The 14,210-nt window shown below is 48.5% G+C and carries 9 protein-coding genes and 1 tRNA gene; 7 read left to right on the top strand and 3 right to left on the bottom strand.

Features of this window, described 5'->3' with window-relative positions:
* Positions 1-116 precede the first annotated feature (116 nt).
* From A4G20_06525 to A4G20_06540, 4 genes are all read left to right on the top strand, one after another.
* Positions 117-193, top strand: a tRNA-Met gene (locus A4G20_06525).
* 348 nt (positions 194-541) lie between these two features.
* Positions 542-1,003 carry a ribosome maturation factor RimP gene (locus A4G20_06530; protein QIW16011.1) on the top strand — a complete coding sequence of 154 codons (462 nt, stop codon included), beginning with the start codon at positions 542-544 and terminating at the stop codon, positions 1,001-1,003.
* A gap of 11 nt (positions 1,004-1,014) precedes the next feature.
* Positions 1,015-2,505, top strand: a complete 1,491-nt coding sequence (nusA, locus tag A4G20_06535; GenBank protein ID QIW16012.1) for a transcription termination/antitermination protein NusA — start codon at positions 1,015-1,017, stop codon at positions 2,503-2,505.
* An 11-nt stretch (positions 2,506-2,516) separates the two neighbouring features.
* Positions 2,517-5,027, top strand: coding sequence for a translation initiation factor IF-2 (locus tag A4G20_06540; protein ID QIW16013.1), 2,511 nt, complete (start codon positions 2,517-2,519; stop codon positions 5,025-5,027).
* A gap of 156 nt (positions 5,028-5,183) precedes the next feature.
* Here the strand turns inward: A4G20_06540 and hflB are convergent, their stop codons facing one another.
* The 3 genes from hflB to A4G20_06555 form a co-directional block, all read right to left on the bottom strand.
* Positions 5,184-7,121, bottom strand: a complete 1,938-nt coding sequence (gene hflB, locus A4G20_06545; protein ID QIW16014.1) for an ATP-dependent metalloprotease — start codon at positions 7,119-7,121, stop codon at positions 5,184-5,186.
* Positions 7,122-7,267: 146 nt separating this feature from the next.
* Positions 7,268-7,894 carry a 23S rRNA (uridine(2552)-2'-O)-methyltransferase gene (locus A4G20_06550; GenBank protein ID QIW16015.1) on the bottom strand — a complete coding sequence of 209 codons (627 nt, stop codon included), beginning with the start codon at positions 7,892-7,894 and terminating at the stop codon, positions 7,268-7,270.
* Positions 7,895-8,066: 172 nt separating this feature from the next.
* The gene (locus A4G20_06555; GenBank protein ID QIW16016.1) at positions 8,067-8,837 is read right to left on the bottom strand and encodes a hypothetical protein; all 771 of its coding nucleotides are present in this window, start codon (positions 8,835-8,837) and stop codon (positions 8,067-8,069) included.
* A gap of 278 nt (positions 8,838-9,115) precedes the next feature.
* Here A4G20_06555 and A4G20_06560 point away from each other — a divergent pair, with 278 nt between their 5' ends.
* The 3 genes from A4G20_06560 (at position 9,116) to A4G20_06570 (ending at position 14,141) form a co-directional block, all read left to right on the top strand.
* Complete coding sequence (locus tag A4G20_06560; GenBank protein QIW16017.1) at positions 9,116-11,257, top strand: polyribonucleotide nucleotidyltransferase; 2,142 nt, start codon at positions 9,116-9,118, stop codon at positions 11,255-11,257.
* Positions 11,258-11,616: 359 nt separating this feature from the next.
* Complete coding sequence (locus A4G20_06565) at positions 11,617-13,422, top strand: ATP-dependent RNA helicase (GenBank protein QIW16018.1); 1,806 nt, start codon at positions 11,617-11,619, stop codon at positions 13,420-13,422.
* A gap of 176 nt (positions 13,423-13,598) precedes the next feature.
* The gene (locus A4G20_06570) at positions 13,599-14,141 is read left to right on the top strand and encodes a hypothetical protein (GenBank protein QIW16019.1); all 543 of its coding nucleotides are present in this window, start codon (positions 13,599-13,601) and stop codon (positions 14,139-14,141) included.
* Positions 14,142-14,210 lie beyond the last annotated feature (69 nt).

Below are 14,210 nucleotides of genomic sequence, written 5' to 3' on the forward strand. Positions count from 1 at the left end.
TCGGCCAAAATGGGATAAATATCCTACAAATAGTTTAGATAATGGTCGCTTGTGCGGTTTTTTATAAAAAAGGCTTGCAAGAATTTTTTGTGGGCCTATAATAGCAACCATTCAGACGCGGGGTGGAGCAGCTTGGTAGCTCGTCGGGCTCATAACCCGAAGGTCGTCGGTTCAAATCCGGCCCCCGCAACCAGTTTTAAGGCTCATCGTTCTGTTTAGGACGGTGAGTTTTGTTTTATTAGCTGTTTGATTTTACAAGGATTTGTAAAAAAACGAATAAAACAAACCGCTTGGAAGCCCCTTAAAAATTTTTGGGGCTTTTTTGTGGCTTGAGTCCAGCTTTGTTTGTTTTAAGAGGGCTTTTTAGCTCTTTTTTTGTATCTAATAATCCCCCTCTTTGAAAAAGAGGGGTTAGGGGAGATTTTTCAGGCTTGATAACGGAGAGAGGGAGCATTTTTGAAATGTTTTACCTGCTTGTAAGTTAGTTAAATCCCCCTAGCCCCCCTTTTTCAAAGGGGGGAATACTAAATAGGAGGTTTCTTTGGCAACTTTGGAACAGAAATTACAAGATTTAGTGCTCGATTCTATTGAAGCAATGGGATGTGAGCTGGTTGGTATTGAATGCCAACGTGCAGGGCGTTTTTTAACCGTTCGCCTATACATTGACAAAGAAGGTGGCGTTAGCATTGATGATTGCAGCGATGTCAGCCGTCAAGTCAGTGCCATTTTTGATGTGGAAGACCCGATTGCGGATAAATACAACCTTGAGGTCTCTTCCCCAGGCTTAGATCGCCCACTTTTCACCCTTGAACACTATCAACGCTTTATCGGCCGTGAAGTAGTGATCCACCTGCGGATCCCAATGTTCGACCGCCGCAAGTGGCAGGGCGAGATTTTAAGCGTGGAAAATGACTTGATCAGCTTAAAAGTCGAGAATGAAGAACGTGCCTTTGCCTTTGGCAATATTCAAAAAGCCAATTTAGTTCCAGTTTTTAATTTTTAATAGGGAAAACCATGAGTAAAGAAATCCTGTTAGCCGCAGAAGCGGTATCCAATGAAAAATTATTACCAAAAGAAGCGATTTTTGAAGCCCTTGAAAACGCCTTGGCCATCTCCACCAAAAAGAAAAAAGAGATGGACATTGATGTGCGTGTGGTGATTGATCGTAAAACTGGCGAATTCCAAACCTTCCGCCGCTGGCTTGTGGTGGAAGAAGTCCACAATATGACCCGTGAAATCACCCTTGAAGCGGCACGTTTTGATAATCCAGACGTACAGTTGGGTGATATTGTTGAAGATGAAGTGGATTCTATCCCCTTTGATCGCATCACCATGCAAACAGCCCGTCAGGTGATTAGTGCCAAGATCCGTGATGCAGAACGCCAGAAAGTGGTTGATCAATTCAAATCCCACTTAAACAGCATCATCACGGCCACCGTCAAAAAAGTGAACCGTGATCAAATTATCTTGGATTTAGGCAATCAAGCTGAAGCGGTGATCATGCGTGAAGATATGTTACCGCGTGAAAACTTCCGTCCAGGTGACCGTGTGCGTGGTGTACTTTATGCCATCAAGCCTGAATCCAAAGGCCCGCAGCTGTTTGTTACCCGTGCTAAACCTATCATGCTGGAAGAGTTATTTAAACTTGAAGTGCCAGAAATTGGCGAGGGCGTGATTGAAATCAAGGGTGCCAGCCGTGATCCTGCCTCTCGTGCCAAAATTGCGGTCAAAACCCATGATAAACGTATCGATCCAGTCGGTGCTTGCGTGGGTATGCGTGGCGCCCGTGTTCAGGCCATCAGTAATGAATTGGGCGGCGAGCGTGTGGACATCGTGCTTTGGGACGACAATCCAGCCCAGTATGTGATCAACGCCATGGCACCAGCCGATGTGGTCTCTATCGTGGTAGATGAAGACAAGCACGCCATGGACTTGGCCGTTGAGCCAACCAAACTGGCCCAAGCCATCGGCCGTAACGGCCAAAACGTGCGTTTAGCCACCCAATTAACAGGCTGGGCCTTAAACGTGATGACCACCGAAGACATGGAAAAACAAAATAAATCTGCCACCAACAAGCTGGTTGATTTATTTATGCGTGAACTTGAGCTGGAAGAAGACTTCGCCCAGTTATTGTGCGATGAAGGCTTTACCACCCTTGAGGAAGTGGCCTATATCCCAGTATCAGAGTTTACCGCCATTGATGGCTTAGAAGATGAAGACCTGGTTGAAGAGCTTCAAACCCGTGCTAAAAATGCCCTGACCCGCATTGCCCTTGAAGAAGAGCAAGAGCTGGCGGCGGCCAATATTGAAGAGGCGCTCTTAAACCTTGAGGGCATGGAACGCCACATTGCCTTAAAACTGGCTGAACAAAACATTAAAACCCTTGAAGAACTGGCTGAACAGGGCGTTGATGATCTTGCAGACATTGAAGAATTATCCGCAGAAAAAGCGGCTGACCTTATCATGGCAGCCCGCAACATTTGTTGGTTCAGCGAAAATGAATAAAGGAGTAGAAGATGACAGAAGAGAAAAAACCCGCGAAAAAATTATCGCTGGGCGGCAAAGTCAATAAGCAACAAGATACCGTAAAAACCATTACTTCCGATGGCAAGGCCAAGGCTGTTGTGGTTAAGCAACACAAGCATCGTTCTGTAGATATTGAAGCAGCCAAAAAAGCCGAAGAACAAGCCCGTTTAGCAGCTGAAGCTCAAGCCCAGGCTGAAAAACAAGCGGCTGAAAATGCCAAAAAAGTTGCAGAAGAAGCCGCCAAAGAAGAAGCGAAAAAGGTTTCTCAACCGCCTGTGATGCCAAACAAGGCCAAGGCAGACAAACCAAAAGCCGAAGCCAAACCGGCTGCACCAAAGGCAGAAAAAATAGTGGATGCCGAAAAAGAAGCCAAGCGTAAGGAAGAAGATGAATTACGCCGCAAGCAAGAGGAAATCGCTCGCCAAAAAGCCGAAATGGAAGCCAAGCGTGCCGCAGAAAATGCCCGCCGTTTAGCTGAAATTGAGCGTGAAGAGGGTGGCAATACCAGCGAAGACTTTGAAGACGACCGTTTCACCTCCAAATACGCCCGTGAAGCAGAAAGCGATTCTGAACGCCGCAGCGAAAACCGTGGCCGTGGTAAGGCGGGTGTGGCCAAGGCCAAAAAAGGTGGCCGTGATGATGTGTCTAGCAAGTCTGAACGTGAAGCCAATCGCCGTAACCAAAAGGGCAAAGCCAATAAGAAGAGCAGCCTGCAACAGGGCTTTACCAAGCCAGCTGCCCCGGTTACCCGTGATGTGGTCTTAGGCGAAACCATCACAGTTGCAGAATTGGCCAACAAAATGGCCGTGAAAGCGACTGAAGTGATCAAAACCATGATGAAGATGGGGGCTATGGCCACCATCAACCAGGTGATCGACCAAGAAACTGCCCAACTGGTGGCAGAAGAAATGGGCCATAAGGTTATTTTACGCAATGAAAACGAGCTAGAAGACTCACTCATGAGCGATCGTGATGTGGATGTGGAAAAAGTTACCCGTGCGCCAGTGGTGACCATTATGGGCCACGTTGACCATGGTAAAACCTCCCTTCTTGACTATATCCGTAAGGCCAAGGTGGCCGCAGGCGAGGCCGGCGGGATTACCCAGCACATCGGTGCCTACCATGTCGAAACCGATGATGGCAAGATGATCACCTTCTTAGACACCCCAGGACACGCAGCCTTTACCTCCATGCGTGCCCGTGGTGCCAAGGCAACCGACATCGTGGTGCTTGTAGTTGCCGCAGACGATGGCGTTATGCCACAAACCATCGAGGCCATTCAACACGCCAAGGCGGCGGGTGTGCCAATCGTGGTTGCGGTGAACAAAATTGATAAGCCAGAAGCTAACCCAGACCGAGTGGAAACCGAGCTTCTGCAACACGAAGTGGTGGCCGAGAAATTCGGTGGTGATGTGCAGTTCGTTTATGTGTCTGCCAAGAAAGGAACAGGCGTGGACGAGCTACTCGAAGCCATCTTGCTCCAATCTGAAGTCTTGGAATTAACCGCTGTGAAAAACGGCATGGCAACCGGTGTGGTGATTGAGTCCTACCTGGATAAAGGCCGCGGTCCAGTGGCAACCGTGCTGGTTCAATCGGGTACGCTTAACAAGGGCGACATCGTCTTGTGTGGTTTTGAGTACGGCCGTGTTCGTGCCATGCGTGATGAGAACGGTAAGGACATTGATTCAGCCGGCCCATCCATTCCAGTGGAATTACTGGGTCTTTCTGGCGTGCCAGCTGCCGGTGATGAAGCAACCGTGGTGCGTGATGAGAAGAAAGCCCGTGAAGTGGCCCTCTATCGTCAAGGCAAGTTCCGTGAAGTCAAACTGGCTCGCCAACAAAAAGCCAAACTTGAGAACATGTTTACCAACATGACCGAGGGCGATGTGGCTGAACTCAACATTATCGTTAAAGCAGACGTACAAGGTTCTGTGGAAGCCATCGTTCAATCCTTGCTTGAGCTTTCAACTGATGAAGTGAAAGTCAAAGTTGTGGGTTCAGGCGTGGGCGGTATTACCGAAACTGATGCCACCTTGGCTGCTGCCTCCAACGCCATTATGGTCGGCTTTAACGTGCGTGCCGATGCCTCTGCTCGCCGTGTAATTGAAAACGAAAGCATTGACCTACGCTACTATTCCATCATTTACGAACTTCTCAACGATGTGAAAGCAGCCATGAGCGGTATGTTACAGCCTGAATTCAAGCAAGAAATCATCGGCCTGGCTGAAGTGCGTGATGTCTTCCGCCACCCGAAATTTGGTGCCATTGCAGGTTGTATGGTCACTGAAGGTATTGTTAAACGTAACAACCCAATCCGTGTTCTGCGTGATAACGTGGTTATCTTTGAGGGCGAGCTGGAATCCCTGCGCCGCTTTAAAGACGACGTATCTGAAGTCCGCAACGGCATGGAATGTGGTATCGGCGTGAAGAACTACAACGATGTTAAAGTCGGCGACCAAATTGAGGTCTTCGAAGTGGTTGAGGTTAAGCGTTCGATTTAAGCGCTACAAACAAGATAAAGCCCCGCAAGGGGCTTTTTTTGTGCCTGCAAGCGGTTAGTTTTGAGCTGGAATTTGCAAATTGGCTTGATAAGCAAGGCGGGGAGAGCAGGGCACAAAAAAGCCGAACTCATGTTCGGCTTTTTCTTTCAACGTTTGCTATTCAGGCTTTGGCTCTGAATTGGCAACAGAGCCATTATTCAAATCAACATCAGGTGTTTGTTCCGTTTCTTCCTTAACCTGGTTTTCTGATGCGTTATCATCGGATTTAGGCTTGGTGGAATTGTCCTTCCAGGTTGATTCGCTGACTGGTCGGCGGTTCATCAAGTCATCAATTTGCTGGCGATCCAGGGTTTCATACTTGAGGAGGGCATCCTTCATGGCGTGGAGAATGTCCATATTTTCCATCAGTACCTTCTTGGCTCGGTCGTAGTTGCGGTCGATGATCTTACGCATTTCTTCGTTAATCACCTTGGCAGTATCTTCTGATACGCCCTTAACCGCCCCAAAACCATCTTCATCTTGGTAGAAAATTGGGCCAAGTTTTTCGGAGAAGCCCCATTGGGTCACCATGGCTCGCACAATGCGGCTGGCCTGTTGAATATCTGATGAAGCCCCTGTGGTAATCTTATCTTCACCAAAAATCAAACCTTCTGCCACTCGGCCACCGTAAATCATGGATAGGCGGCTTTCCAGCTTGGTAAAGGTTTCGCTAACCCGGTCGCCTTCAGGCAAGAACTGGGCAAAGCCGAGAGCCTGACCACGAGGGATAATGGTGACCTTGTTGATTGGATCGTGTTCTGGCATGAGATAACCCACAATCACATGGCCCGATTCATGGTAGGCCGTGTTTTCGATTTCTTTCGGGGTCATGGCCATGGAACGGCGTTCTGGGCCCATGTTGATCTTGTCCTTGGCCTTTTCAAAATCTTCCATGGTCACGACTTTCTTGTTCTCACGGGCGGCGAAAAGGGCAGCTTCATTGACTAAGTTGGCTAATTGAGCGCCTGAATAGCCTGGTGTTCCACGAGCCAGGGTTTCTAAGTCCACATTGGCAGCCACTGGCACTTTTTTGATGTGAACCTGTAAAATTTGTTCACGGCCTTTCACATTCGGTAAATCAACTGTGACCTGGCGGTCGAAACGGCCTGGACGGGTGAGAGCATTGTCCAGCACGTCTGCACGGTTGGTGGCAGCGATGATAATAACCCCTTCACTGCCTTCAAAACCATCCATTTCCACCAACATTTGGTTGAGGGTTTGTTCACGCTCATCGTGGCCACCGCTAAAGCCGGCACCGCCACGCTTACGGCCGACCGCATCGATTTCATCAATAAAGATGATACATGGGGCATTCTTTTTAGCCTGTTCAAAGAGATCACGCACACGGGAAGCACCGACACCCACGAACATTTCCACAAAGTCAGAACCGGCCATGGTGAAGAATGGCACTTTTGCCTCGCCCGCAATGGCCTTGGCCAAGAGGGTTTTACCCGTACCTGGTGGGCCGACCATAAGAATGCCTTTAGGGATACGGCCACCCAGCTTTTGGAATTTCTGCGGATCACGCAGGAAGTCCACCACCTCGGCCACTTCTTCCTTGGCTTCATCACAGCCTGCCACATCGGCAAAGGAGGTTTTAACCTGATCGGCGGTCAGCATCTTGGCCTTGCTACGGCCAAAGCTCATGGCACCCCGGCCTCCGCCCTGCATTTGTCGCATATAAAATACCCAAAAGCCGATTAACATAAGCATTGGGAACCAGGAAATCAGGATTTGAGAGAGCAGGCCACGGCGTTCTTGAGGTTCACCTTTGATCACGGCTGAGGTTTTGGCCAGGTCTGCCATCAGATATTCATCATACATAGGCATAACAGTCTGATACTGGGAGCCGTCAGCCTTGGTCACCGTGATAGAATCATCATTCTGTTTGAAATTAACCTCTCTTAAGCGGTTATCCTTGATGTCGCTTAAAAAGGTTGAGTAGGGCACGGTGTTGGCCGTGTTAGTGAAGTTCGAGTTAAAACCTTGGAAAGCGGTCATAAGCACAACGGCCACCACTACCCAAAGTACAATGTTTTTAACCATATCGTTCAAGGTTAAATTCCTCTTGTGAAATAAAAAAGAAAAACAGCGTCAGATTACTATAAATTTAGGCTTTAGGCTATTTAAAATTCCCCGCCTGCTTAGCCTGAATGCCAAACAAGCGGGTAAAAAAGCGAGATTTTTTGCAAAAAGGCAACTTAGCCCTTGTAGCCCGTTGCCACAATATAGACTTCACGCGATCGGCCACGAGAAGCCTCAGGCTTACGGACTTTCACCGTGCTGAACATGGAACGGATTTCCCGCAGATATTCATCAAAGCCTTCCCCTTGGAAAACCTTGACTACAAAACTGCCCTTGACGGCCAAAACCTGACGGCACATATCCAGAGCCAGTTCCACCAGATACATGGCACGAGGAATATCGACAGACGGCATACCACTAAAATTAGGCGCCATATCCGACATAACCACATCCACCTTCTCATCACCCACTCGCTCCAGCAGGGCATTGAGTACACTTTCCTCACGGAAATCGCCTTGCAGGAAATCCACCCCCACAATAGGGTTCATATCCAAAATATCACAGGCAATGACCCGGCCCTTGCCGCCAATTTGCGTGACAACGTATTGAGACCAACCCCCAGGGGCAGCCCCTAAATCGACCACGGTCATACCATGCTTAAATAAGCGATCGGTTTGTTGAATTTCATCTAATTTAAAATAGGCACGGGAGCGAAGTTTTTGCTTGTGTGCCTTTTGGACAAATTGGTCCTTAAAATGTTCTGCAAGCCAACGAGATGAGCTTGCACTGCGTTTTCTACCCATGAATATTCCTTCTAAAAAATCCCTCTAATAATAAGGGTAAAATCAGAACATTCAAGGGAATTTGATCGGGAATGGGCTTTTTTATTCGTTTTTATAACTATTTATTAAGCAGAAAGGGGAGATAGCACCAGGCTATCTACTCAGAAAGGAATAAATTATCTATATATCGTTTTTATGCTAACTCCCAACTTAAATTAGAAATAAGCCTGCACGCTTCACATTGGAAGTGAAAAATCTCGTGTAATGGCTCGGCTAATTTCCAAGGCTTGCTGCAGCAAGGGCACTTGCGGTCTTGTTCTTGAGCCTCATCTTGGCCAAGGCGATAGAGATAGTAGTAAGTTGGAATAGCGGTTTTCTTTTCAATTTCTTGGCAAAGCGCGATGCCTCGTTGGCTGAGCCTGCTTGTGTGCTCAGAAATTTCTGCTAAGGCGGCAGCTTCCAAAATATTACCATTCATTTGTAACTGATCGCAGGCCTGCCAATCTTCTTGCCATTTCAAGATTTTTTGAGAGAGTGCTTGGTCTTTAAGGGTATAAAGTGGAATGGCCCAAAAATCATCCCCACTGTGTAAAGGAGAAGCGGTTTCAAGGTGAGTGGTGTAGAGGATTTGGAAACTTGGTTCCAAATATTCGCTTGTGCCATCACTATTGTAGTCTAGCCCTTCCACCTCGAATTGTGTAAAGGCAAGGCCATGTTTAGCCAATAAAGCCAGGGCATTTTCGACCTCTGGGCTATTGTGGGCTTCAGATAAGCTGTCCATTTCAGGTAGGACTAGGCTGGCCTGAAAACAAGGCTGGCCTAATTCGTTAATCTGATGGGTGACGGGGATTTCCTTGCCAATGATCTGCCCATTGTAGCGCCACTGGTTGATCAGGTGGTTAATGCTCAATAAAGCATCATCAGACATTTTTTCATAGGTAAAACAAACTTTCGCTAAATACATGGGGTTCTCCTTTTCCTCTCATTATGAGCATTATTTTACAAAAGACAAGGTTTGCTTTCATTTAGTATATCTAGTTTATGTGAGCTTGATCACAGTTAAATTGCAATTTTTTAAATAAAAGGCGATTTTTTGATAAATTTAGGCTATAATCCCCCTGTTTTATTTCCAAATTACCCGAGAAAGCGGCTAACAAAAGCGATTTTTGACAAGATTGCTTCTGCTAGTCGCCATTTTTAGGAAGTAAAACACTCGTTTTAACCCTATCAAGAGGACTTATCATGACACCTATCGTCAGACAATTTAAGTATGGTCAGCACACCGTGACCTTAGAAACTGGTGCAATCGCCCGTCAAGCCACTGCAGCCGTCATGGCTAGCATGGATGACACATCTGTATTAGTAACAGTCGTCGCCAAAAAAGACGTCAAAGAAGGCCAAGACTTCTTCCCCTTAACCGTTGATTATCAAGAGCGTACCTACGCGGCTGGCCGTATTCCAGGTGGCTTCTTCAAGCGTGAAGGCCGTCCATCTGAAGGCGAAACCTTAGTCGCTCGTTTAATCGACCGCCCAGTTCGTCCGCTTTTCCCAGAAGGTTTCTTCAACGAAATCCAAGTCATTGCCACGGTGGTTTCTGTTAACCCACAAATCAGCCCAGACCTGGTTGCCATGATTGGTGCCTCTGCAGCCCTTTCCTTATCTGGTGTGCCATTTAACGGCCCAATCGGTGCGGCCCGTGTGGGTTTCATCAACGATCAATTCGTGCTTAACCCAACCACGTCTGAACAAAAAATCAGCCGTTTAGACCTAGTTGTAGCGGGTACAGACAAGGCTGTACTCATGGTGGAATCTGAAGCCGACATCTTAACCGAAGAACAAATGTTGGCCGCCGTGGTCTTTGGCCATGAACAACAACAGGTTGTGGTAGAAAACATCAAAGAATTTGTTAAAGAAGCCGGCAAACCACGTTGGGACTGGGTTGCACCTGAACCAAATACTGATCTCATCAACAAGGTGAAGGCCTTGGCTGAAGCCCGCTTAGGCGATGCCTACCGCATTACTGAAAAACAAGCCCGTTATGCACAAATTGATGAAATCAAGGCTGAAACCATTGCAACCTTGACTGCCCAGGATGAAACCATCACTGAAGGTTCCATCATCGACATCATCACTTCTTTAGAAAGCCAAATCGTGCGTGGCCGTGTGATTGCAGGTGAACCACGTATTGATGGCCGTACCAAAGATACCGTGCGTGCCCTAGACATCTGCACGGGCGTGCTACCACGCACCCACGGTTCTGCCATCTTTACCCGTGGCGAAACCCAGGCCCTTGCGGTTGCAACGCTGGGTACAGAGCGTGATGCCCAAATCATTGATGAACTAACCGGCGAAAAATCTGACCGTTTCCTGTTCCACTACAACTTCCCTCCATATTCTGTAGGTGAAACAGGCCGTATCGGCTCTCCAAAACGCCGTGAAATCGGCCATGGTCGCCTGGCCAAACGTGGTGTATTAGCTGTTATGCCAAGTGCCGAAGAGTTCCCGTATGTGGTGCGTGTGGTGTCTGAAATCACTGAATCTAACGGTTCTTCTTCTATGGCCTCTGTTTGTGGTGCTTCTCTTGCCCTTATGGATGCAGGTGTGCCAATCAAGGCCGCTGTAGCTGGTATTGCCATGGGCTTGGTGAAGGAAGACGACAAGTTCGTCGTACTTTCAGACATCCTAGGCGATGAAGACCACCTAGGCGATATGGACTTCAAGGTGGCTGGTACCCGCCAAGGTGTAACCGCTCTACAAATGGACATCAAGATTGAAGGCATTACCCCTGAAATTATGCGTATCGCCCTCAACCAGGCCAAGGGTGCCCGTATGCACATCTTAGGCGTGATGGAGCAGGCCATTCCAGCCCCACGTGCGGATATTTCAGACTACGCCCCACGTATTCACACCATGAAAATCGATCCTAAGAAGATTAAGGATGTAATCGGTAAAGGTGGTGCAACCATCCGTGCCTTAACCGAAGAAACTGGTACATCAATTGATATTGACGATGACGGCACAGTGAAAATTGCTGCTACCGATGGCAATGCAGCCAAGGCAGTGATGGCCCGTATTGACGAGATCGTGGCAGAGGTTGAAGTCAATGCTGTTTACAAGGGTAAGGTTACCCGTGTGGTTGATTTCGGTGCCTTTGTATCCATCTTAGGCGGCAAGGAAGGTTTGGTACACATTTCCCAAATCACCGAAGCCCGTGTTGAACGTGTGTCTGACTACTTGTCTGTTGGTCAAGAAGTTCAGGTTAAAGTGGTTGAAATCGACCGCCAAAACCGCATTCGTTTAACCATGAAGGACTTAAACCAAGATTTAGCCCTTAAACAAGCTGCGGAAGACGTGGCTGTTGAAGAGGTGCAGTCAGAGGAATAATCTCTATTTTGTAGGGTGGGCATCCTTGCCCACCAAAATATGAGATGAATTCATGGTGGGCAGGGATGCCCACCCTACAGCCCTCATTTTATGGAGGGTATTTATGCAAAACAACACTCAATTTGAATCAAGCCCAGGGTTCGCCCTGCCATATTTCATCAATGTTAACCTGTTTATTGAGTAAGGTTTTGCCTCCCGTGTTGTTGGGAAAGCGTAAGCGGTCAGCATTTGCAAAAAATCTGCAAATTTCGCCCGCTTGTACTCAAGTAAGACATTGATTTTTCAAGCCTCTTATCCAATCACTCAACAATTTAGTTTTATTTTAGGGATTGTATATCCCTTTTCCTATTTGGATTTTTATGACAACCAATACACAAACCTTTGCCGATCTCGGTCTCCCACAAACCCTTCTTGATGCTGTTACACAAATGGGCTTTGTAAACCCATCGCCAATTCAGGCCGCTTGTATCCCGCACTTGCTCAATGGCCGTGATGTGCTGGGCATGGCCCAAACCGGTAGTGGTAAAACCGCTGCCTTCGGCTTGCCGCTTTTGGCTCAGATCGACCCAGACCAACACCACCCACAAATGCTAGTGATGGCTCCAACCCGTGAGCTTGCTATTCAAGTAGCCGATGCCTTTGAAACCTTTACCAAAAATATCCGTGGCCTGCGGATCGTAACCGTTTACGGTGGCCAACGTTACGACATCCAGCTCCGGGCCCTTAAACAGGGGTCGCAAGTGGTGGTGGGCACACCAGGCCGGATTTTGGATCACATCCGCCGTGGCACGCTAGACCTGTCTAACCTCCGTTCTATCGTGCTGGATGAGGCTGATGAAATGCTACGCATGGGCTTTATTGAAGATGTGGAAACCGTGATGGCTGAGCTGCCTGAAGATCACCAAACGGCCCTTTTCTCCGCCACCATGCCTGAGCCCATCCGCCGGATTACCCGCCGTTTTATGACCGATCCGCAAGAGGTCAAAATCCAGGCCACCCAACAATCCCGCCCAGACATTGCCCAAAGCTACTGGCTGGTCAATGGCTTCCGCAAAAACGATGCGCTTTTACGCTTCTTGGAAGTGGAAGAATTTGATGCGGCCATTATCTTTGCCCGCACCAAGACTGGCACCATCGACATCACCGAGCTATTAGAACGCAATGGCTACAAGGCCGCCGCCCTTAACGGCGATATGACCCAGGCCGCCCGTGAGCAAACCCTAGACCGCCTCAAATCCGGCCGTTTGGATATTTTGGTTGCCACCGATGTGGCTGCCCGTGGTTTGGATGTGGAACGCATTAGTTTAGTCGTAAACTATGATATTCCGCTGGATTCTGAAAGCTATGTGCATCGTATCGGCCGTACCGGCCGGGCAGGTCGTTCTGGTCGTGCACTTCTCTTTGTTGAACCACGTGAACGCCGTCTGCTCAAAAACATTGAGCATTTGATGAAAACCCGTGTTGATGAGATCGCCGTACCTAACCATGAAATCCTGATGGAAAAACGCCGGGAACGTTTCAAGGCCCGAATTTCCCAGCAATTAGAACATCACGATCTCCCGCTCTACCGTGAGCTTTTAGAAGATCTCTTCACAGCCGACCAAGACCATGATGAACTGGCCGCTGCCATGATGATGATGCTACAAGAGAAGCAGAAGTTAATCCTGCCGCCAGATGCTCCAATTCGGGCTATGAAGGGCGAGCGTGGCCGTGATCGTCGTGAGCGTGATGACCGCCGTTCCAACCGTGAATACCGGGATAATAACGGTGTGGCCATGGATCTCTATCGGATTGAAATCGGCCGGGAAGATGGGGTAGAAGTCCGTCACATTGTCGGTGCCATTGCCAACGAGGGTGATATCAACAGCCGCTATATCGGCCATATCAAACTGCACGACAGCTATTCCACCATCGAACTGCCACAGGGCATGCCGAAACACCTGGTGCAACATTTTGCCACCAAGGCCCGAGTGCTCAATAAACAAATGCAGATGTCCTTGTTAGGCCCAGTCGGTGCCGGCAACGACAAGCCATTTGAGGGCCGTGGCCGCCGTGGTGACCGCAATGAGCGGGGCGGCCGACGTGAAGGTGGCTTTAAGGATCGCCGTGACAACAAGGGCGGTTTTAAGGAAAAACGCTTTGGTGACAAGCGAGGCCGTTACTAAAACTAACTAAGTAAGAAATTCCGCATAGCAATATGCGGAATTTTTTTGTGACAAGCGGTTAAAAATCTCGCAAAATTGACAAATTATACAGGCTGGGGCCTTACAAATTCGACATTTTGTGTATAATGCAGGCTTCTATTTGAAATGATTTCACCCTAGACCTAGAGGAAATTTGAATGAAAAAAGTGATTACCTTAGCAGCCGTTTTGGCCTTGTCTGTTTCAACCATTGTGGAAGCAAAACGTGGTGGAGCAGGGCGTTCCATGAGTATGAGCCGTCCTGCGGCAACCGCACCTGCTAAGCCTTCTGTGATGCAAAGCCAGGGCGGGGCCAATACCCAGCGTGATGCCAATTTCAGCAGTGCCGCCCCGCAAGCTGCACCTGCGGCCCAAGCGGCAGCCCCTCGTGGTAATGCCATGGCCAATGTCGCCATGGGTGCGGCGGCTGGTTATCTCTTAGGTGATATGCTTTCCCCAAGTGCTGCCCAGGCTCAACCAGCCGCAGGCCAGCCCTTGGAGCAATTAGGCCAGCAGGTGGCAGGACTTGTGCCAACCTTTAAGTCTTTTGATTCCTCTAACCCAGCCTTGATTGGTAAAGCGGGCGATCAAAACCTCTTCTGCTTAAATGGTGCCATGTTCCTGATCAATGGAGCTAATAACCAGCCTTCTGCCATTGTGGATGCCAGCGGCCAGGCCTTGGCTTGCCAAACAGCCCAGTAATTTCTAGGCCTTATGATAGCGCCAGCCTCCAGGCTGGTGCTTAGGATTTGGGCACCAGCCTAGAGGCTG

It is taken from the genome of Pasteurellaceae bacterium RH1A (genome assembly GCA_012221805.1).
Lineage (GTDB): Bacteria > Pseudomonadota > Gammaproteobacteria > Enterobacterales > Pasteurellaceae > RH1A.